Source organism: Pandoraea captiosa, assembly GCF_902459775.1.
GTDB classification, from domain to species: domain Bacteria; phylum Pseudomonadota; class Gammaproteobacteria; order Burkholderiales; family Burkholderiaceae; genus Pandoraea; species Pandoraea captiosa.
In genome coordinates, this window is the sequence record NZ_CABPSQ010000001.1 from 1,230,559 (window position 1) to 1,251,760 (window position 21,202).

14 protein-coding genes are annotated in these 21,202 nt (G+C 64.2%); 3 read left to right on the forward strand and 11 right to left on the reverse strand.

Annotation, left to right across the window (positions count from 1 at the left end):
* Positions 1-27 precede the first annotated feature (27 nt).
* Both PCA31118_RS05110 and PCA31118_RS05115 read left to right on the forward strand, forming a co-directional pair.
* Positions 28-4,683 (forward strand): SpvB/TcaC N-terminal domain-containing protein, encoded by a 4,656-nt coding sequence (locus PCA31118_RS05110; protein ID WP_150623494.1) that lies wholly within the window; start codon positions 28-30, stop codon positions 4,681-4,683.
* Complete coding sequence (locus PCA31118_RS05115) at positions 4,680-7,565, forward strand: RHS repeat domain-containing protein (RefSeq protein WP_150623496.1); 2,886 nt, start codon at positions 4,680-4,682, stop codon at positions 7,563-7,565. Before PCA31118_RS05110 ends, PCA31118_RS05115 begins: the two co-directional genes overlap by 4 nt.
* 50 nt (positions 7,566-7,615) lie before the next feature.
* On the opposite strand, the gene PCA31118_RS05120 is transcribed toward PCA31118_RS05115, so the two are convergent.
* The 4 genes from PCA31118_RS05120 to PCA31118_RS05135 form a co-directional block, all read right to left on the reverse strand.
* Positions 7,616-8,050 (reverse strand): F0F1 ATP synthase subunit epsilon, encoded by a 435-nt coding sequence (locus PCA31118_RS05120; RefSeq protein WP_150623498.1) that lies wholly within the window; start codon positions 8,048-8,050, stop codon positions 7,616-7,618.
* Between the two features lie 16 nt (positions 8,051-8,066).
* The gene (locus PCA31118_RS05125) at positions 8,067-9,119 is read right to left on the reverse strand and encodes an Ldh family oxidoreductase (protein ID WP_150623500.1); all 1,053 of its coding nucleotides are present in this window, start codon (positions 9,117-9,119) and stop codon (positions 8,067-8,069) included.
* A gap of 26 nt (positions 9,120-9,145) precedes the next feature.
* Positions 9,146-10,636, reverse strand: coding sequence for a DASS family sodium-coupled anion symporter (locus PCA31118_RS05130; protein WP_150623502.1), 1,491 nt, complete (start codon positions 10,634-10,636; stop codon positions 9,146-9,148).
* Between the two features lie 268 nt (positions 10,637-10,904).
* Positions 10,905-11,414: a hypothetical protein gene (locus tag PCA31118_RS05135; protein ID WP_150623504.1), complete on the reverse strand. Its 510-nt coding sequence runs from the start codon at positions 11,412-11,414 to the stop codon at positions 10,905-10,907.
* Positions 11,415-11,977: 563 nt separating this feature from the next.
* Between PCA31118_RS05135 and gor the strand changes: the two genes are divergently transcribed.
* Positions 11,978-13,339, forward strand: a complete 1,362-nt coding sequence (gene gor / locus PCA31118_RS05140) for a glutathione-disulfide reductase (RefSeq protein WP_150623506.1) — start codon at positions 11,978-11,980, stop codon at positions 13,337-13,339.
* 89 nt (positions 13,340-13,428) lie between these two features.
* On the opposite strand, the gene PCA31118_RS05145 is transcribed toward gor, so the two are convergent.
* The 7 genes from PCA31118_RS05145 to fdhF form a co-directional block, all read right to left on the reverse strand.
* Positions 13,429-14,817 carry a sodium-dependent transporter gene (locus PCA31118_RS05145; RefSeq protein WP_246190065.1) on the reverse strand — a complete coding sequence of 463 codons (1,389 nt, stop codon included), beginning with the start codon at positions 14,815-14,817 and terminating at the stop codon, positions 13,429-13,431.
* A 370-nt stretch (positions 14,818-15,187) separates the two neighbouring features.
* Positions 15,188-15,949, reverse strand: coding sequence for a phytanoyl-CoA dioxygenase family protein (locus PCA31118_RS05150; RefSeq protein WP_150623508.1), 762 nt, complete (start codon positions 15,947-15,949; stop codon positions 15,188-15,190).
* Positions 15,950-16,082: 133 nt separating this feature from the next.
* Complete coding sequence (locus PCA31118_RS05155; protein WP_150623510.1) at positions 16,083-16,475, reverse strand: hypothetical protein; 393 nt, start codon at positions 16,473-16,475, stop codon at positions 16,083-16,085.
* A 183-nt stretch (positions 16,476-16,658) separates the two neighbouring features.
* Positions 16,659-16,910: a hypothetical protein gene (locus PCA31118_RS05160; RefSeq protein WP_150623512.1), complete on the reverse strand. Its 252-nt coding sequence runs from the start codon at positions 16,908-16,910 to the stop codon at positions 16,659-16,661.
* A 142-nt stretch (positions 16,911-17,052) separates the two neighbouring features.
* The gene (locus PCA31118_RS05165; RefSeq protein ID WP_150623514.1) at positions 17,053-17,286 is read right to left on the reverse strand and encodes a formate dehydrogenase subunit delta; all 234 of its coding nucleotides are present in this window, start codon (positions 17,284-17,286) and stop codon (positions 17,053-17,055) included.
* A gap of 34 nt (positions 17,287-17,320) precedes the next feature.
* Positions 17,321-18,253, reverse strand: a complete 933-nt coding sequence (gene fdhD / locus PCA31118_RS05170) for a formate dehydrogenase accessory sulfurtransferase FdhD (protein ID WP_246190066.1) — start codon at positions 18,251-18,253, stop codon at positions 17,321-17,323.
* Positions 18,254-18,294: 41 nt separating this feature from the next.
* Positions 18,295-21,180 carry a formate dehydrogenase subunit alpha gene (fdhF, locus tag PCA31118_RS05175; RefSeq protein ID WP_150623515.1) on the reverse strand — a complete coding sequence of 962 codons (2,886 nt, stop codon included), beginning with the start codon at positions 21,178-21,180 and terminating at the stop codon, positions 18,295-18,297.
* Between the last annotated feature and the right edge of the window lie 22 nt (positions 21,181-21,202).

Genomic DNA, 21,202 nt, shown 5'->3' on the forward strand with positions numbered 1-21,202 from the left:
ACGTAGCGAACCCGATGAGGACGAGACATGAACGACACCGCCAATCTCGCCATCCACCCGCCTGCGCTGCCCAAGGGCGGTGGCGCGATCCATAGCGTCGGCAACGGCTTCGGCAGCGTGGGCGCGACAGGGGCCGCGACGATCTCCATCGCCTTGCCGATCTCCGCCGGGCGTGGGTTCGCTCCGGCCCTCTCACTCGGGTACAGCAGCCAGGCGGGCAGGTCGGAATTCGGTCAGGGGTGGCAGATGCCCTTGCCTCGCGTCGCCCGACGCACCGGCAAAGGCACGCCGCGTTTCGACGACCTCAACCTGACCGACGACCTGATCGGCCCGACCGGCGAAGTCATCGTTCCCGAGATCGGGGCGAACGGCCAGCCCGTTACCCGCACGATGTCGAGTTTTCGCGGCGCGGCGCTTGCCCAGTCTTACACCGTCACCCAGTACTTGCCGCGTGTGCTCGGCGAGCCGGTACGTATCGAATCGTGGCGCGGCGACACCGATGGCGAATGGTTCTGGCTGATGCACGACGCCACCGGGGGCGTCCACCTCTTCGGCAAGCGCACCCGCACGCAAGCCCCGTCGCTCGATCCCGCCGTGGATCTGCCACGCATCGCCGAATGGTGGCTCGACGAATCCGTTGCCCCGAATGGCGAACAGATTCGCTACGAGTACGCCCGTGACGACGAGCACGACACCGGCGACGAGATGGCGCAGCATCGCGCCGACACCCACTACCTGCAACGCGTGTGCTACGGCAACGCCGTCGCCCGTCTGGTACCGCCCTCGCTACTCGGTGCAACCGACGACATGACGTGGCATTTCGAACTGATCTTCGACTTCGGCGAGCGCGCCACGGGCATCGACGAATTGCCGACTTACGCACCACAGACACCGTGGCCCGCGCGTCAGGACCCGTTCTCCTCCTTTGCGTTCGGCTTCGAGGTTCGCAAACGGCGTTTGTGCCATCAAGTGCTGATGTTCCATCGCTTCGACGAACTCGGCGAAGCGCCGGTGCTCGTGCGCCGAACACTGCTGGAGTATGACGAGAACACCATGTGCACAACACTGAGCGCCGCCCACGAGATGGGCTACGACGCCGACAACATGGTCGCATTCGGCGCACCACTGGAGTTCACCTACACCGCCTTCACCTTGCCGGGTGCGGACGACGATGCTTTCGTTCCCATGCCGGACATGCCCGGCATGAACGATGGCGAGTCGTATCAACTGGTGGATTTGTACGGAGAAGGCATTGCTGGCGTGCTGCACCGTGCCAGCGGCGGTTGGTACTACCGGGAGCCGGTGCGCGCCGACAACAGTGGCGATGGCAACGACAGCATGCATTTCGGCCCGCTTGTGCGGCTCGACCGCGTGCCGATAGCCGACGCGCAGGCGCCGATGCAACAAACGCTCACCGATCTGACCGGCGACGGACGACTCGACTGGCTCGTCGTCCAGCCCGGCTTTGCGGGATACTTCAGCATCGGTCCGGATCGCGAATGGTCGACCTTTCTGCCCTTCGCGGCGTTCCCCACGGAATTCACCGATCCGCGCGGACAACTGGCGGATCTGACGGGCGCCGGGCTGCAAGACTTTGCGATGATCGGTCCGCGAAGCGTGCGCCTGTATGCCAACCGACGCGAAGCGGGATTCGCCGCGCCGGTCGACATCGCACAGGAATCCCGCCTGCCGGGATTATCTGACGACCGCGCCGAGCTGATCGCCTTCGCGGACTTTCTCGGCGCGGGCCAACCGCAGTTGGCTCGTGTAAGACACGATGGCGTAACGATATGGCCCAACCTCGGACATGGCCGCTTCGGCGCCCCCCGACTATTCGGCAAGTTGCCTTTCGATGCCGAGGATTTCGACGTCTCACACGTGAGGCTCGCCGACCTCGACGGCAGTGGCGCCGTCGACCTGATTTATCTGCAACCTGACGCCGCGCTGATCTTCCGCAACGGCAGCGGCAACGGCTGGTCGGGGGCCGGGCGCATCTCATGGCCGGCCGGCGTGCGATACGACCGCACATGCCAGTTGAGCGTTGCCGACCTGCAAGGGCTCGGGTGCGCCAGTCTCGTGCTGAGCGTGCCGCAGACCGTGCCGCATCTGACGCCCCGACATTGGCGATGCGACCTTGCGCCCCACGGCAAGCCCTACCTGCTTGAAGCGTCGGACAACAACATGGGGCTCGCAGCAACGATTCGCTACCGTAGCTCCGCACAGGAATGGCTCGACGAAAAGCGTGAGTTGACCGCCCTTGACCGACCGGCGCGCAGCGGCATTCCGTTCCCGATTCCGCTTGTCTCGCAGCAGTCGCAAGTCGACCAGATCACCGGCGGCGAACGCCGCGAACGATTCCAATACCGTCAAGGCTATTACGACCCTGTCGACCGTGAGCTGCGCGGCTTCGGTCTCGTGCTGCATTACGACAGCGAACAGCCCTCTGAGACTTCCGACGATGTCTTCACCGCGCCGCAACTCACACGCACGTGGTACCACGTGGGCCGTGACGAGGCCAACGACGTGCGGACCGACGAATTCGACGACAGCGATCCCGACGCCTTGCCGCTTGGCCCAACGTTGCGCTGCCATTTCGATACCGGAGAAAACGTCGACACCCCCGCAGACGATTGGGACAACGAGGCGCGCCTCGACATGGCGCGGGCATTGAGCGGTTCGGCGCGACGTGTGGAGATCTTCGGCATGGATGTCGCCGCGGCGTCGCCCTATACCGTTGCCGAAACCCGCCATCTGGTACGCATGATGCAACCGCGTGGCCCCGCGGCGCGGCATTCGGTCGTGCGGCCGCTCGTGCTGGAGACACGTGAACATCACTACGAGCGGCAGCCGAGCGACCCCCGTTGCGACCATGCGATCGGCCTGCGGTGGGATACGCACGGCGCGGCGCTACATGCGGTGCAGGTGCATTACGCGCGACGCGACGGCCCGCCGCCGTTCGATGACGACGATGTCTGGCAGATTCGCTGGTGGCAGGATGCACATGACGACGCCCAGCGCATCAGCTATGTGTCCGAATCGAAGCTCGCCTGGTTAGACATCGATACCGACGACCAGTGGCGCGCCGCCATGCCCTGGCGCTCGCGCGTCGACGCACTGGCGTTCCATGCGGGCAACTTGCCGCCGTCCAGCATCCGCTACGAGTCGTTCATCGCAAGCGACGGGCCGCTCACCGCACCAGACGAACGCCAGCTTGGCGCCATGTCCGAGATCCATTACGTCTCGAACGACGACACAGCGCTGCTCCTCGCCGGACTGGTCGAGTACGAGGAACACGCCGAACTGGACGCGATTGCCCTGAGCGCTTACGACGACGTTCTCAACGAGACCGAACTCGATGTCGAACTCGAGGCAGCGGGCTACGTTCGCATGCAGGCTTTCCTGCCGGAGGACCCAATGACGTTGTGGGCGGCACATCGGGACTGCACGACATATGGCCCGCTCGATACGTTTCATCACGTCCGGACGTGGCGTCAGGCGAGCCTATTGGGCGACACCACGCTCGAATACGACGCGTATCACTGCGCGCAGGTCCGGGTGGTCACGGCAGACGGCTGCGCGACGCAGGCGGTCATCGACTACCGAACGATGCAGCCAGTCAGCGTGACCGATCCGAACAGGATTACGCAGGAAGCACGCTACGACGGTCTCGGGCGGCTCGTCGCCAGCACGATCCACGGCACGATTCAGGGACAGCCCGCAGGCTTCATGCCGATGTCCGATTACTTGCGGGACGTCACGTCGCCCGACGAGGCCATCGCGCAACCCCAAGCGGCGCTTCAGGACGTTGCCAATGCGTGGTTCTTCGATTCGCTGTCGTGGATGGGTCGCGTGGAAGACAAGCATCTGCCCTCACCGGAGACCCGGCAGACATGGGCCCGGCATCGTTGGGTGACGCCACAAGGCTACGTGCGGGCCAGTGCACGCGCTCGCGCAGAAGACGTCGTGGCGCAGCGTTCGCGCGGCGATGGGCGTGGTGGGCGTGGTGGGCGTGGTGCGCGTGGTGCGCGTGGTGGGCGGGATGACGGACCAAGCGTAGTGCACATCTACGGCACGACTGACGGCACGACTGACGGCGCGACTGACCATACAGCGGACAACGCAGCGGCAACGGCCATGCCCGACGCCGTCGCCGACACCCTGCTCGCGACAAACCGCCGTCCGCCGCACGGGTTGCACTTGCTCGCCGACCGTTACCCCGACGACCCCGAGCGGCAGATCCGCATGCACCTCGTCGATTCGGACGGCTTCGCCCGTACACTTCAGGAAAAGCAACGGGTCCCGCCGGGAGACGCTTATCAGGTCCTCGACGACGGCTCGCTCGCCATCGACGACGATGGACAGCCGGTCGTCGCCCTCGCCAACCCCCGCTGGCGAGTCAGCGAGCGTGTCGAGTACGACAACAAAGGGCTCGTGGTTCGTGTCTATCGGCCCTATTTCGCGAACAGCCATCGCTACGTCGACGACGCCGCCATGCGTGTGTTCGGTCACTGCGACCGTCAATCCTACGACCCGCTGGGCCGCCCCACCCTGACCGTAACGGCGGCCGGATATCGACGTCGTGAGACCTATTGGCCGTGGCACACCGTCTCGGAAGACGAAAACGATACGGCGCATGAACTCGAACAGGCACGCACCGGCGAGCCTGGAGACGCATCGAAATGACGACGCGTCGAACCTCACTGCACGCGCACACGCCGTCCGTCACAGCGGTCGATGCGCGCGGCGCGACGACGCGCGGCATTGACTACTTGCGCAGTGCTGAAGACGAATTGACCCCGTTGATCACGCGCAATTACCTGAGCACGGGACAGCGTCTTACCTCGCAACAAGACCCGCGACTTGGTGCATTGGCGTTGACGTCGGGAAAACGCCCGACGCTTCGATCCGGCGCTGTGCAGAACCAAACGACATTGCATAGCTTGTCGGGCGAGGTGCTGCGCACGGAAAGCGTCGATGCCGGATGGCAGGTCGCATTGATCGACGTCGCCGGTCTGCCGCGCCTCGGCTGGGACGCCAGAGGCACTCACCAACGTTTCGAGTACGACGCGCTCGCCCGACCGACGGCGATCTTCGAGGGCGCTCGGGACGAGGTGTCCGAGCGCTGCACCGAGCGCATGGCCTACGCCGGACCGGACGCCTTCGACGCCAACGCGTGCGCGCAGCGTATCCGTCACGACGACCCCGCCGGCAGCCTGCGCCGCGAAGCCTTCGATCTGAACGGACAGCCGTTGACCGAGACACGACGCTTTCTCAACGAAGTCGATTCCCCCGACTGGCCGGAAGACGAGAGCGAGCGCGAGACGTGGCTTGAGGCGATCGAATGGACGACGACATGGCATGCCGATGCGCTCGGAGAGGTCTGGCGACAGACAGACGCTTGCGGCAATACGACATCGCAGCGCGTCGACGTCGCCGGTGCGCTCGAGACGGCCACTCTGCTGCAAGCCGGCAAGCGCAGCGAGCAGATCGTCGTGCGCGACATGATCTACGACGCCATGGGGCACCTGTGCGCGCAAACGGCAGGCAATGGCGTCACAAGTGAATTCGTCTACCGCGCGACCGATGGGCGACTGATCGGTCAACATGCGCGCAAAGCCGATGGAAGTACCGTGCAGGCGCTGCTCTACGAATACGATCCGGTGGGCAATGTGGTACGGATCGAGGACTTGACCGTCGCACCACGATTTCACCGCAACCGACGCACCGATGGCGTGAGCCTGTACACGTACGACACGATGTCGCGGCTCGTCGAGGCGACCGGCCGGGAAAGCGCACAGCCGTCGCAAGGGCCGGAACTGCCGACACCGGGCGATGAGACGTTGCTTGTGCCCTATGTGCGTCAATACACCTACGACCACGGGGGCAATCTGACCCGTATGCTGCACACAGGCGATCGACCGTTCACGTCGGAGATGGTCGTCGCAGCCACCAGTAATCGCGCGCTACGGAAAGACGACGTCACGCCGCCCGACTTCGATAAGGCCTTCGACGAAAACGGCAATATGCAGACGCTGGCGCCGGGGCAGTCCATGATCTGGACGGCACGCAACGAACTGCGCCGCGTGACACAGATCGCACGCGACGACGCGGTCGACGACGACGAATGCTATCAGTACGACGCAGGCGGGCGGCGGATACGCAAAGTCACGCGGCGCGTGGCGCAACGTGTCACCCATCTGGCCGAGGTTCGCTACCTGCCGGGACTGGAGATTCGCACCGACACCGCCACGGGCGAAGTGCTCCACGTGATTGCCGTGCCGGGCGGCGCGTCGAGCGTTCGACTGCTCCACTGGAACGAGGGGCTTCCCGAAGGCATCGACAACGACAGCGTCAGATTCCGGCTCGACGACCGGCTGGGCAGCAATGTCTGCGAACTCGATGCCGACGCCAACATCACGAGCAGAGAAGGCTATTACCCGTTCGGCAGCACGGCATGGCAGGCGAGCCGTCACACCGTGGAAGTTAAATATCGCGTGCTGCGATATGCGGGACGCGAACGCGATGCGACCGGGTTGTACTACTACGGCTACCGCTATCTCGCGCCATGGTTGCATCGCTGGATCACCCCCGATCCGGCAGGCGATGTCGACGGCCTGAACTTGTTTGCGATGGTCGGTAACAATCCGATGACGCTGACCGACTGGCAGGGGTTGGCAGCCGAGGAGCCGAATCGCTCCCATATCGGCGGAACATTCGCGTCTTTGGCATTCGCGGCGTTGCTGTTCCTGGTAGCAGGCTATTTCTGGTTCACCAGCAAAGCCCGCAAAGCCCGCAAAGCAGTCAGTCAACTGGCGCCCGGCAGACGCGCGTCCGCATCTCCGAAGGGCAAGCCGCCCTCCGCTAACCTGCGGCAACGCGTCAACTCGCAAAGCCCCCAATCCAATATGCCGCACGCCACCGTCGACACGCCCCCCAGTGGCAATCATCGACGTCAATCCAGTGCAAGCTCCATCGGGTCGTTCCATCGCGGTGGGATGCGTGCTTCGAACATCAGCATACTAAGTCAGGCAAGCGCTTCGCCCAGCGAATCGAACTTCTCCTCGGGGATGGCCGTAAGCACTGCGGAGAAAGAGGAGCAGGAACGAAAGGCCACAGAGCGGGCGGCAAAAAAAAAGGCTTCGGGTGCGTCTGCAGCCAAAAAAGCCAAGGAGAAAGTCGTGCCGATCGCGCAACGGGCTGCCGCACGGCCGGTCGCGCCCGAAAGAGCCCCGGTGCCTGAGGAAAAATGGACCATCGTCAAGTCGGAGCGATACACAGCGATGAGAAACGACTTCGCGCTGTCAAGAATCATGACAGCCAGCCTGGATGAATCGGAGGAACGACTCAAGAACGGGGAGACACCGGGGGACAACGAACACGCCCAGGGGGTGCTCCCCGGCTACACCTCTTACTGGTCAGCCGACGTCAGAGACGGACAGGGGGGACGTGGTGTATGGCGTCTCATATACACCCGCAATGTCGCTGAAAAGAAGGTCTTCATTCATGGTGTCGGGGACTACCATGTGTCCAAGGGGAGAGGCATGGAACAGATCAAATGGTTCTGACCACACGGCGACGCCCCGCCGTGTGGAACCCGGTGCGACGGTGCCCCGCTTCACCCGGTCGGCGTGCGCGACTTCTGTTTGCGCATGCGCCGGATCGCCTGCAACTGCGCCACGGCTTCGGTCAGTTCGGCCTGCGCCTTGGCGTAGTCGATGTCGCCGGTCTGCTGCTCCAGCAATGCCGCCGCCGCTTCGCGTGCCCGTTCTGCGCGCGCCTGATCGAGACTGTCGGCGCGCATGGCCGTGTCGGCCAGCACCGTCACCCGGTCGGGCTGGATCTCGACGAAACCACCGGCGATGTACAGGAACGTCTCGGTACCGTCCTCGGCCTCGATTCGCACGGTGCCCGGGCGCACGCCCGAGAGTAACGGCGTGTGCCCGGGCAATACCCCCAACTCACCTGCCGAACCCGGCACTTCCACGAAGCGCGCTTCGCCCGAAAATATCGAACGTTCGGTACTGACCACGTCCACCTTAAGTAATGCCATGGGTCTGTCGTCTCCCTTACCACGTGCGCGGCGTCGCCACGCCCAAATCCGTCGCCATCTTCAGCAACGACTCCCAGATCGGCGCCGTCAGGTCGATGTGATCGTGATGTTTCTTGCGATTTTCCGCTTCGTACTCGCCCGGATACTGCACGCGGTCGAAGCCGGGCTGCGGCGGGCATGAAGTCAGATAGTCGATGAACGCCTCCACTTCGTGCGAGCGCCACGTGGCCGCGAAATCGACCTGCGGATTCAGCACGATGGCGAACATATTGTTCGTCGCCACGCCCGCACGCGGATGCTCCGGCTGAATCGTGCCACCGCCCGAGAGTACGCCCGCGAGCAGTTCCGTCACAATGCCCAGGGCATAACCCTTGTGTCCGCCAAACGGCAACAACGCGCCGAACGGTTCGGTGAAGAGCGCATTCGGATCGGTGGACGGGTTGCCGTAACCGTCGATCAGCGATCCCGGCGGCGCCTGCTTGCCTTCGGCCGCCAGCACGCGCGCCTTGTTGATGGCGATCGCGCTCGTCGCCATGTCGACCACGAGCGGCGGACGATTGTTCGGCAACGGTCCGGCGAAGCACAACGGATTCGTTGTCAGGCGCGGCTCGCTGCCCCCGTACGGCGCCACCATCGGCTGACGGTTCGTCACGTTGGTGAACGCCATGAACACCAGCCCCTGATGCGCTGCCATCTCGCCATACTGGCCCATGCGGCCGAGGTGGTGGCTGTTGCGCAATGTGAGGATCGCCACGCCTTTGTCGAACGCGCGCGCAATCGCATGCTCGACCACGAATTTGCCCACATGCTGCCCGAAGCCGCGATTGCCTTCGTAGAGCAGCAGGTTGCCGTGATCGGTGAGTACGGTCGGGCGTCCGGTCGGATTGACCTGATCGTCCTCCAACACCTTTCGGTACGTCGGCAAAATGGACAGACCGTGACTGGCATAGCCCACCCGGTCGGACTCCACGAGATGTTGGGCAACGTCGAGCGCGATGTCGTCCGGCACCCCTTGCGCGAGCAACAGTTGTTTGCCGAAGTCGACGGCGTCTTTCAGAGGGATTCGCATGGTGGCTCCTTGTTCGGCGGCGTGCATTACAGCCAGCCCAGCCAACGCCAGTACGTCGCGGCGAAGGCGAGCAGCAAGACGTAACCGATGACGGTCACGACGATCCCGACCTTCGCGAACTGCTTCGCGGTGAAGGTATCGGTGCCCAGACACACCATGTTCTGCGGCGCATTGATCGGCAGGATGAAACCAAAGCTGACGGTAAAGCCCAGCAGCATGGTCATGCCCAACCGGTTGAAGTCGCCGGGCAGCGTTTGCAGCACCGCAATCAGGATCGGCAGCATGGCCGAGGTCAGTGCCGTGGCGCTCGCGAAGCCCAGGTGAATGAGGATGAGGAATGCCGCGAGGATCGCGAAGATCCACAACGTCGACAACGTGTCCAGTCCAGTGGCGGCCACTACGTGGTTACCCAGCCACTGCCCTGCCTGCGTCGTGAGTAATGCCGTACCGAGACTGATGCCCACCCCGAACACGATCACCGTGCCCCAGGGAATGCGCGACTGCACGTCCTTCCAGGTCATCACGCCAAAGCGCGGGAGCATCAGCACCACGAGTCCGACATAGGTCACCGACGTGGTGTCGAAGCGATGCAGCTTGCCTTCCGTTGCCCAAAACAGCAGCAACCCGATCGACACGGCCAGCAGACGCTTCTGTGCGCTCGTCATCGGTCCCATCTCGCGCAGTTGCGCCTCGACGGCCTCCTTGCCACCGGCGATGGCGTCGGCCTCGGGCGGCATCATCTTGAGCACGAGCACCACCAGAACGACCGACATGATGATCGCCCAGGGCGCGCCGGCCACGAGCCACTCGGCCCACGTGATGCGGTCGCCGAGCATCTTGTCCATGAATCCGACGGTCAGCAGGTTTTGCGCCGCGGCGGTCTGAATGCCGACGTTCCAGATACTGGTGGCCTGCGCCACGATGATCATGACCCCGGCGGCAATGTTCGAGCGCTTGTCGACGCCGAACGCGGCGATGACGCCCATCATGATCGGCACCACACAGGCGCTGCGCGCCGTCGCACTGGGCACGACGAGCGAGAGCAGGATGGTGACGGCCACCGCACCGATCATCACGCGCCGGGTACTGGTGCCGATCTTCGAGAGCGTGACGAGCGCTATGCGCCGGTCCAGGCCGGTGAGTGTCATGGCCGCGGCGATGAACAGCGCGCCGGCCACGAGCGCGAGCGCCGAATTCGAGAAACCCGCAAGCGCCATACTGATAGCGCGTGAGGTGCCGTATTCGACGCTGGGGTCCTGCACCGTGGGTGCCGTGCCCACGAGGAATGCCATCAACGATGTGATGATGATGGCGCTGGCTTCGTACGACACGGCTTCCGTAATCCAGACGACGACGGCGAAGGCAAGAATCGCCAGCATGCGATGGCCCGCCACCGGCAGGTCGTCGGGCATGGGGATCAGGAGCACGGCGATCATCACGATCACACCGGCAAACAGCCCGATAGGAATCGTTTTTTTCTGGGGAGGGCTTTGCACAGATACGTCAGGCGTGCTCATAGGGGGGCTCCAGAACGGAATGGCATGCCAGCAGTCGGCATGTCTTGGGAAAATGCCACGCTTGAACTGCGGGTTAATCCTACCCGCATTGAACTTGGCGAGGCAAGCACGAGGGAATGGCGTGCACTGACCGCGGCGCGCGTCGCGTCAAGGGCGTACGTACCGGCGGCAGGCGTGTCGGGGCGCTCAGCACACAGAGTACGGAGGGAACAGAGAGGGATGCGGCGTTCTGCCGTGCCGCCTGTGCGGCGGACTGCCGAAGTCGGACTTAGAAATGCAGTCCGAAGTATTCCGGCGCCCCGGCGAAAAGTTGCGTGCTCAACGCGGGGTTGGTCAACGCACGATGCCAGACGGTCTGATACAGCCCGGTCAGCCCGGCACGCGGGCCGGTCACCAGGCCATCCACCCCGGTCGTCAGCCCGGCATTGCCGAGCGTGCCGCTCAAGGTCCGACCGCTCACGATGACCGGATCGGACGCCCAGGCGCCCGCCTGCGCAAACACGTCGTGCCAGGGCGCTGGGGCCGCCCCCACGAGCGCAGGCGGCGGTGACCCAGGCGGTGAGTAGGCCGACGCTCGGGCCGCACGCCTGGCGCGTGCGGCCCGAGAAGGCCGGGCGCCATGCGTGCTGCTGGCCGTTATGGACTTCGTCGCCGACACACCGGTTTGATTCACAGTGGCGGGTGGACTGGCGGCATGTGCCGATGCCGCCATCCGGAAGCAACACAACAACGCCAGCGCCAACGTGGCGCCCGCGAGGGGCGTAAGCGACTTCGTCATGACATCCTCGTGTGCCGGCGGTGAATCCCGCCTGTCCTGAATCCCTAACAGCAAATTCCGGACCACGATCGACAACCTCTTGATTCTTATGCACTTCTAATTCCACCATTCGCGAGAAGTCCGAAAAATTTCCGAGAAGTGTTTCATTTCAGAAACATCGGGCTGCCGCGACAGATCATCGGCGCAGCGCACACGCCCGGCCTCATGGACCCGCGTGTCATGCGCCGGTGACGCATTGATCGACCTTCGACGCCCTCGATTGTCGGCCCGCGTTTCGCCTGACGCATTGATATGCGTCAATGAAAATGCACGATCGTGCGAAAACCCCGATTGACGTTGAATCGGTCCTGTGACGTCACCGATGATCGGGCGACGATGCCATGCGCTCCGAATCTCGATGTGAACCGCACTCTGAGGCCCAGTCCGAGGGACACATCGGACGTCCCCTAAAACACAGGGGTGGCCGGATGTATGGCGCATGTCTCTGGCACAATCGCTCAACGCATTCAGCCATGGGCGTCGACACACAGTGCGATGCACCCAATGACATATAGGAGTCAGCAATGTCCCAGTTCGATGTGGATCTGTTCGTAATTGGCGCCGGTTCGGGCGGCGTGCGCGCGGCACGCGTCGCCGCGCAATACGGCGCCCGCGTGAAAGTGGCAGAGGAGTTTCGCGTCGGCGGCACCTGTGTCATTCGGGGTTGCGTGCCGAAAAAGCTACTCGTCTACGCGAGCCGCTTCGCCGACGAATTCGAGGATGCCGCAGGTTTCGGGTGGCAAGTGCCCTCCCCGACCTTCGACTGGAAAACGCTGATCGCCCGCAAGGACGCGGAAATCGCCCGACTCGAAGGCATCTATCGAGCCAATCTCGAGCGCGCGGGCGCTGAACTCGTCGCCGCGCGCGCCGTGGTCGAGGGACCGCACACGGTCGTGCTGCCCGCCACGGGTGAGCGCATTACGGCGCGCCATATCCTGATCGCGACCGGTGGTCGTCCCGCCGACCAGCCGCACTTCGTGGGCCGCGAGCACGCAATTTCCTCTAACGAAGTGTTTCATCTCGAATCGCTGCCCGAGCGCATCACGATTATCGGTGGCGGCTACATTGCGCTGGAGTTTGCGGGCGTCTTTGCCGGGCTGGGCTCGCAAGTGACGGTCGTGCATCGGGGACCACATCTGCTGCGTGGGTTCGACGAGGAAGTGCGTACGGCGCTCGAAGCGGCCTACCGCGAACGCGGCATCGAGATCGCACTCGAGCGCACCGTCGAGCGTGCGGAGAAGGTTCAGGACCGTTTGCGCGTCACGCTCTCGGACGGCAGCACGCACGAAACCGACGTTCTGTTGAGCGCAGCCGGGCGCGTGCCGTACACGCAAGGACTTGGACTGGCGGCCAGCGGTGTCGCGCTCAACGATAAGGGCGCGGTCATCGTCGACGAGTTCTCGCGCACCAATGTACCGTCGATCTTCGCTGTTGGCGACGTGACCGATCGCGTCAATCTCACGCCGATGGCCATTCGCGAAGGACAAGCGTTTGCCGATACCGTTTTTGGAGAACGCCCGACGCGGGTCGATCACAAGCGCATTCCGACCGCCGTCTTCAGCACGCCGGAAATCGGTGTTGTGGGACTGACCGAAAGCGAGGCACGCGCGCAGTATGCGCAGCTCAAGGTCTTCAAGGCCTCGTTCCGTCCGCTCAAGGCTACGTTGTCGGGTCGCCAGGAAAAAACACTGATGAAGCTTCTGGTGGATGGTGCGACCGACAAGATCGTCGGTGCGCACATGGTGGGCGATCACGCAGGCGAACAAGTGCAGTTGCTGGGTGTGGCCCTTTCGATGGGAGCCACGAAGGCCGATTTCGATCGCACGCTGGCGGTGCATCCGACCGCTGCCGAAGAATGGGTGACGATGCGCACGCCGGTGGCATGACCACACGGTTCGACACATCGATCAGCACGGTGAGTGGCCCGTGAGTGAGCAATCGACGCGGGTCACGCCGCCCGCGTCGGCCCCACGCGTCAGAGGCTTTGATACCAGACACCGAAGATGGCGATCGGCGTAAGCACCAGCAGCAATACACGCCAAAGCGGCACGAACCACTGCGCACGCGAGCCTTCGAGCACGGTGCGCGCGGTGGGCCAGATACGCCCACCGACGAAGAGCGCAACGCACAGCCCTCCGGCGGGCATCAGGAGATTGACGGTGACGTAGTCCATCAGATCGAAGATCGTTCGGTCGAAGAGTCGCACGTCCGACCAGATGCCGAAGGACAAGGCGGCCGGCGCGCCGAAAAGAAACGTCGCAACGAGCACCGCGACGACCGCCGGACCGCGACGCCACCCATACTCGTCGATCAGAAAGGCCGTGACCGGCTCGAAGAGCGAAACGGCAGACGTGAGCGCCGCAAAAAGCAGCAGCAGGAAAAATGCCACGGCAATGGCGTGGCCGAACGGCATCTGCGCGAAGATCGCCGGCATGGTGATGAACGTGAGGCCGGGGCCGGCGTTGGGCGCGACGCCGAAGGCGAACACCGCGGGCAAAATCATCAGGCCGGCGAGGAAACAGGCGAGCGTGGCGAGGGTAGCCACCCAGACGGCGGATCCCGCGAGGCGCGCGTCCTTGGGCAGATAGGAGCCATAGACGACGATCATGCCCGCGCCCAGCGACAGCGAGAAGAATGCCAACCCGAGCGCTTCGAGCAATGTGTCGCCCGTGATGACCGAGAAGTCGGGCGTGAGAAACCAGGCGACGCCGGCCATTGCGCCGGGCAGCGTAAGCGCACGGGCAATCACGAGCAGCATCAGAAAAAACAGTGCCGGCATGAGCCATTTGCCAGCACGTTCAATGCCCTTTTGAACGCCTGCGGCAACGATGAGTGCCGTGAGACCGAGAAATGCGCCCATGCTCGCGAGCGAGGCGACCGGGTTCGCGGTGAACGCCGAGAACTCACCGACCAGCCGGGTCGTGTCGCTGGCCAGCACCGAGCCGGTAATCGCGCGTAGCAAATACGCGACGGTCCAGCCGCCGACGACGACGTAAAACGACAGGATCGCGAAAGCATTGAACGTCGCGATTCGGCCAACCCATGCCCAGGCGCGACCGCCCAATGTGCGCATCGCCGTGGTAATCGACTGACCTGTGAGTCGCCCGATGGTCATCTCCGCGAGCAACAGCGCGACGCCCAGCGTCAATACGCAACCGAGATAGACGGTGAGAAATGCGCCGCCGCCATGCTCGCCGACCACATACGGGAATTTCCAGACGGCGCCCAGCCCTACGGCGGAGCCGGCAGCGGCCAGAACGAACCCCAGTCGCGAGCCCCAGGTGGCGCGAGTGGCTGCGCCGGGCGCCGGCGAACGATTGGGTGGTGCCGCGGGCGCAGCAGGAGTGATGGGTGAACGGGACACGTATTTCCTCCGGAAACGGACGCGCACGGCCCGCGGCATGGCATCCGCATGGCTTTGATACGTCACGGGTTCATGGCATGGCGTCAGGCAGATTACTGGTGCGGCCCGGGGCATCGGCGACGCGCCGACGCGGCGCAGGTGCACCAGCGCAAGACACCACAAGGGTGGCCGAAGAGTCTACGCGGGAAAAGATGCTTGTCGGTTTAGGAAAGCACCTAAAGAGAGCCTATCGGGGGCACTATCGCGAGCACAATCGGCAGGACCATCGGCACGCCAATGGGAAGGGCGAGGTTCGTCCATCGCGGACCGTACCGGATATCCGGCGGCCCTTTGCGCCACATGAACGGCGCTGGCGGCGCCGCACAAAAAATCAGTGGCCGAGTTCGACCTCACCCGCCGATGCCGAGCGGGAGCCCGGCTTTGGCGGATTACTCACGCCACGGTACGCGAAGACGACCGAGAACTTCGTGGTATCGCCTTCATTTCGCCCGGCGGCATGAAACAGGCCGCTGTGAAACAACACCACGTCGCCCTGCGCGAGTTCAACTTGCTTGCCACGCGCGACGAGCGGCTGATTGTCGGGTTCGTCCGGGCGCAAAAAGTCGAGCGAATCCAGTTGATGCGGCTTGAGCTGCTCGCGATGCGAACCGGGGATGAAACGAAGCGCACCGTTGGCTCGTGTCTCAGGCCCCAACGCCAACCACACGGAAATCAGCGAGTTTTCCGGGAACGACCAATAGCGGATGTCCCGGTGCCAGCCCGTGGCCGTGCCGAAGTGCGGGTGCTTGGTCATCACGCAATTGTGGTGTGCGAGCGTAAGCACGACATCCTCGCCGAAGATCTGCGCGAGCGATTCGATCAGATCGGGGCGCGTGGCCCATCGACGCAGCGCGTTGCCCCGGTCATACGCCTTGAGCAGACGCCGTACCGTCTGACCACCGACGGCGTCGCGCGACTGCGGCGCCCCTTCATAGCCGACATCGGCTTCGAACTCCAGTGGCAGCGTCGCCGCCGCCAACTGCGCTCGCGCATCGGCCAGGATCGCCTCGCAGTCGGCCTGCGCCACGTAGTGCGGAAGGATCAGATAACCGTCGTTACGGAAGGTTTCGAGTTGCGAAGCAGTAAGCGCCATGATGGTCGGCGAAGCGGGCAGAAGGCTGGCTAATGACGGGAATTCGCTAGTATTACCGGGTGAACCTGAAAGACTTGCCTTGCGAGCAGCGCACAAATCGAAAAACGGACGGCGGCCGTTGCGGCCATCGTGCTCAGGCGGCGCGTTTGCGTCGTCGTGGCGGTAAGTCGGGGGAAGCGGCAGCAGTGGCGGCAGTGGTGGACTTGCGTTCGCGCTTGGGTTCGGGCTGCGGCACGTCAGTACCGGGCAACGACGCCTGGGGATTGCCCGCCGGGCGCGGCGTGTCGACCACACTGCGCAGTCGGTCGAGCTCGCGCGTGAGCTTGGCCAGCTGATACTCAAGCTGGCAGTTACGGCGGTAAAGCGTACGCATTTTCTGGCTGAGCGCCTGCGTCTGTGTCCAATACTCCGGATACATGACGAAACGCCCGTCCGGACGCTCGACGACGCCAAGCCCGCTCTGTCCCATCACGTCGATGGTTTCCAGCGCGTAGCGTCGAACTTTTTTTACCGTACCTGCCGCCATTTATTTCCTACAGTCCCAGCCTGAGAGAGTCAGGCGCGGCATTTTGCCACGAATTCGACCTGTCCGGGCGGCAAACCCGCGTCGGAACGGACATTTATTTCTCGCGAGCGGCCCCGCCGGACGGGGCTGCGAGCGAATTTTGAAAGCATCGCGGCACGATTTACCGGCATCGCACAGCCAACGTCAACGCTTCGGCGACTTACCTGTGTCGATGGATACCGGATCGCTCGCCGGGAACGTTTCCTCAAGTCCCTCGTCGAGCCGCTTGGCCACCGACGATTTCGACGCCGAACCGCGCTTGGGCTTGTCGACCTCGATCGATACGGGATCGCTTGCCGGAAACGTCTCCTCAAGCGCTTCGTCGAGGTCGCGTTCCACTTCGTCTTCCTTGTCAGGGCGCTGTGGGCTGGGCTTGCGCGTGGGGGTATCGCTCATCAAGTCCTCCGCTAGTCGTAGGGCCGCGCCGGTGCGCGACCGTCACCCCTACTATACCGCGAGCAGCGTACCTTCGCCCAAAACCGGGGCGCGCGACGAGCGCAGTGGGCGGAGGTCAGCGCCCCTCGAGCGGGCTTAGGGCTCAGCCTGCCGGGGTGAGCCGCGCGCGATGTCGTTCGAGCGCTTCGCGCACCAAGGCGTGCATGTCGTCGGCCGCCGGCGTGCCGACGAGCGAGAGAATCTGGGTGCGCATGCGCGGATCCCAGAACTTGTGAAGATGGGCGGCAACTTCGCCAAGCGCCTCTTCACGATCGGGCAACGATTCGAAGAAGTCTGCGATGCGATTCGCCATCCGCACGAGATTGTTACCGTCCATCGAGCATCTCCTGCTGCTTTCGTATCGTTGGTCGTCAGGCGCGCTCGTCGAGCGCCGCCCCGCCAGAGTAAATGACACACTGCTCGCCACGCACGAAGCCCACCAGCGCCACGCCTGCCGCCTGGGCCGTGTGCACCGCCAACGCCGTCGCCGCAGAAACGGCGGCGACCATCGGGATACCGACCTGCGCGGCCTTTTGCACGATCTCGACGCTCGCCCGACTCGTCATCAGCACGAAACCCCGATCGAATGCCTGCCCCTCGCGCGCGAGTGCGCCGATGAGCTTGTCCAGCGCGTTATGGCGACCGACGTCCTCACGCAGCACCAAAATCTCACCCGACGGCGAGCACCAGGCGGCCCCGTGGACCGCGCCAGTGACAGCATTGAGCGGCTGATGCGACGCCAGCCCGGCGTGCGCCGCCGTCAGCGCCGCATGCGTGACGCGCAGCGGCTCGCCGGCCGACGGCAAGGGACGCAGGACCTGATCCAGACTTTCCGTGCCGCACAACCCGCAGCCGGTGCGCCCCGTGAGGTTGCGCCGCCGCTCCTTGAGCCCGGCGAACGCCCGCGACGAGATCTCAATGTGCGCGGTAATGCCCAGCGAGGTCGCCGAGACCTCGATGCCATAGCACTCGCGTCTGTCATTCAGAATGCCCTCGGACAGCGCGAACCCCAGCGCAAAATCTTCGATATCGGCGGGCGTCGCGAGCATCACGACGTGCGAAATACCGTTGAATTCCAGCGCGACGGGAACCTCTTCGGCCAGCGCATCGCTCGCCTGCTGCCACGCGCCGTGACGAAATCGCCGGACGGCAAATGTCGCATGCGGCGTCAGGCTCTCGGGGTCGATGGCGGCGGGCGCCACGTCGCACACAGGCGCGACGACGCCATCGTCGGGCGCACCGACGGCACCGGTCATATCTGCCGCCTCTGCCGTCTCTGCCGTATCAAGCAAGGGGTTGGACATCGTTTAACGCTGACTCCACTTCATTCCAGGGTTCGCCCCCCCTACTTTGCCGGCACCGGTTCGGCGGGGTTGCGGGCCGCATCGAGCAATTCGAGCTGCGTGCGGTTGAATTTCGAATACTTGTCCTGCCAGGCCGAGGGCTGCGCCACCGGCAACACCTGTACCGCCGTCACCTTGTATTCCGGACAGTTGGTTGCCCAGTCGGAGTTATCCGTCGTAATGACGTTCGCCCCCGACTCCGGGAAATGGAACGTCGTGTACACCACGCCCGGTTGCATACGTTCGCTGATCACGGCGCGCAGCACGGTCTCACCGGCGCGGCTGCGGATGCCGACCCAATCGCCATCCTTGATGCCCCGCTCCTGCGCGTCGTGCGGATGAATCTCCAGCCGATCCTCGTCATGCCAGTGGACGTTGTGCGTTCTGCGCGTTTGCGCTCCCACATTGTATTGCGAGAGGATCCGTCCCGTGGTGAGCAGCAGCGGATAGCGCGGCGTGACCTTCTCGTCCGTGGGCACGTAGCGAGTGATGATGAAGCGCCCCTTGCCGCGCACAAACGCGTCGACATGCATGATCGGCGTGCCTTGCGGCGCCTCGTCGTTGCAGGGCCATTGCAGACTGCCCACCTCGTCCAGACGCCGGTAGCTCACGCCACGGAAGGTCGGCGTCAGGCGCGCGATCTCGTCCATGATCTGTGACGGATGCGTGTACGGCATCTCGTACCCCAGACGCTTGGCGAGGGCGATCGTCACCTCCCAGTCGGCCATGCCAGGCAGCGGCGCCATGACACGACGCACGCGCGAAATGCGACGCTCGGCGTTGGTAAAGGTGCCGTCCTTCTCAAGGAAAGTCGTGCCCGGCAACAGCACGTGCGCATACTTGGCCGTCTCGTTCAGGAAGATGTCCTGCACGACGATGCACTCCATCGCCTCCATGGCCGCAGCCACGTGCTGGGTGTTCGGGTCGGACTGAACGATGTCCTCGCCCTGGCAGTAGAGCCCCTTGAAGCTGCCGTGAATCGCCGCATCGAACATGTTCGGAATGCGCAACCCCGGCTCGGCCTGAAGTGTCACGCCCCACGCGGCCTCGAATTCCTCGCGCACCAGGGTATCGGACACGTGGCGGTAGCCCGGCAACTCGTGCGGGAACGACCCCATGTCGCACGACCCCTGCACGTTGTTCTGCCCGCGCAGCGGGTTCACGCCCACGCCCTCCCGGCCCACGTTGCCGGTGGCCATCGCCAGATTCGCAATGCCCATCACTGTGGTCGAGCCCTGCGCATGCTCGGTCACGCCAAGGCCGTAATAGATCGCCGCGTTGCCGCCCGTGGCGTACAGGCGCGCCGCGCCCCGGATCTGCTCGGCGGGCACGCCGGTGACGACAGACACCGCCTCGGGAGAATTCTCGGGCAGCGCCACGAAGTCACGCCACTGGGCGAACGCGCGATCCTCACATCGCTCGGCAATGAACGACTCGGCCAGCAGCCCCTCGGTCACGATCACGTGCGCTAGCGCGTTGACCATCGCCACGTTGGTGCCGGGACGCAACGGCAAATGGAATGCCGCCTTGATATGCGGTCCGTCGACGATATCGATCCGGCGCGGATCGATCACGATGAGCTTCGCCCCTTCGCGCACACGCCGCTTCAGGCGCGAGGCGAAAACAGGGTGTCCGTCCGACGGGTTGGCGCCCATGACCAGAATGACGTCGGCATGCTCGATCGACTTGAACGTCTGCGTGCCGGCGGACTCGCCAAGCGTCTGCTTGAGCCCATAGCCGGTCGGCGAATGGCAAACGCGGGCGCAGGTATCGACGTTGTTGTTGCCGAACGCCGCACGCACCAGCTTCTGCACGAGATACGTCTCCTCGTTCGTGCAGCGCGACGAGGTAATGCCACCGATCGCGTCCACGCCGTACTTCGCCTGAAGACGCCGGAACTCCGACGCCGCGTAGTCCAGCGCCTCGTCCCACGACACTTCCCGCCACGGGTCGGTGATCTTGCGACGGATCATCGGTTTGGTAATGCGCTCCTTATGCGTGGCGTAGCCCCAGGCGAAGCGCCCCTTCACGCATGCATGCCCTTCGTTCGCGAGACCGTCCTTGTACGGCGTCATGCGCACGACTTCGCCGCCCTTCATCTCGGCCTTGAACGCGCAGCCGACGCCGCAATACGCGCACGTCGTCACCACGGCGTGCTCGGGCTGCCCCATCGCAATGACGCTCTTCTCCTGCAGCGTGGCCGTCGGGCATGCCGCGACGCACGCGCCGCATGAAACACACTCGGAGTCCATGAACGGCTGATCCTGCCCGGCCGACACCCGGGCCTCGAAGCCGCGACCGGAGATCGTCAACGCGAAGGTGCCCTGCGTCTCCTCGCATGCGCGCACGCATCGGTTACAGACGATGCATTTCGACGGGTCGTACGTGAAGTACGGGTTGGATTCGTCCTTGGCGCTGTGGAGATGGTTGTCGCCTTCGAAGCCGTATCGGACCTCGCGCAAGCCCGTCACGCCCGCCATGTCCTGCAACTCGCAGTCGCCGTTGGCGGCGCACGTCAGACAGTCGAGCGGATGGTCCGAAATGTACAACTCCATCACGTTGCGCCGAAGATCCTGCAACTTCGGCGACTGCGTGCGCACCTTCATGCCCGGCTCGACGGGTGTCGTGCAGGAGGCCGGAAAACCGCGCCGCCCTTCTATCTCGACCAGACACAGACGGCATGAGCCGAACGGCTCCAGTGAGTCCGTGGCGCACAGCTTGGGGATGTTAACGTCGCGGCCTGCGGCAGCGCGCATGATCGACGTGCCGGCCGGCACCGTCACGGTCTGGCCGTCGATCTCGAGCGTGACGTCGACTTCACTGCGGCGCAGCGGCGTGCCCAGGTCCGGGCCGTGGCCCGGGGATACTTGCGAATTCGGATGGATCATGTGCGTCCTCCTGGCGTTCTGT

What these genes read in the sequence shown, in the direction of transcription:
- PCA31118_RS05110 (WP_150623494.1), top strand. Translation starts at nt 28, where the DNA reads ATGAACGACACCGCCAATCTCGCCATCCACCCGCCTGCGCTGCCCAAG.
- PCA31118_RS05115 (WP_150623496.1), top strand. Translation starts at nt 4,680, where the DNA reads ATGACGACGCGTCGAACCTCACTGCACGCGCACACGCCGTCCGTCACA.
- PCA31118_RS05120 (WP_150623498.1), bottom strand. Translation starts at nt 8,050, where the DNA reads ATGGCATTACTTAAGGTGGACGTGGTCAGTACCGAACGTTCGATATTT.
- PCA31118_RS05125 (WP_150623500.1), bottom strand. Translation starts at nt 9,119, where the DNA reads ATGCGAATCCCTCTGAAAGACGCCGTCGACTTCGGCAAACAACTGTTG.
- PCA31118_RS05130 (WP_150623502.1), bottom strand. Translation starts at nt 10,636, where the DNA reads ATGAGCACGCCTGACGTATCTGTGCAAAGCCCTCCCCAGAAAAAAACG.
- PCA31118_RS05135 (WP_150623504.1), bottom strand. Translation starts at nt 11,414, where the DNA reads ATGACGAAGTCGCTTACGCCCCTCGCGGGCGCCACGTTGGCGCTGGCG.
- gor (WP_150623506.1), top strand. Translation starts at nt 11,978, where the DNA reads ATGTCCCAGTTCGATGTGGATCTGTTCGTAATTGGCGCCGGTTCGGGC.
- PCA31118_RS05150 (WP_150623508.1), bottom strand. Translation starts at nt 15,949, where the DNA reads ATGGCGCTTACTGCTTCGCAACTCGAAACCTTCCGTAACGACGGTTAT.
- PCA31118_RS05155 (WP_150623510.1), bottom strand. Translation starts at nt 16,475, where the DNA reads ATGGCGGCAGGTACGGTAAAAAAAGTTCGACGCTACGCGCTGGAAACC.
- PCA31118_RS05160 (WP_150623512.1), bottom strand. Translation starts at nt 16,910, where the DNA reads ATGAGCGATACCCCCACGCGCAAGCCCAGCCCACAGCGCCCTGACAAG.
- PCA31118_RS05165 (WP_150623514.1), bottom strand. Translation starts at nt 17,286, where the DNA reads ATGGACGGTAACAATCTCGTGCGGATGGCGAATCGCATCGCAGACTTC.
- fdhD (WP_246190066.1), bottom strand. Translation starts at nt 18,253, where the DNA reads ATGTCCAACCCCTTGCTTGATACGGCAGAGACGGCAGAGGCGGCAGAT.
- fdhF (WP_150623515.1), bottom strand. Translation starts at nt 21,180, where the DNA reads ATGATCCATCCGAATTCGCAAGTATCCCCGGGCCACGGCCCGGACCTG.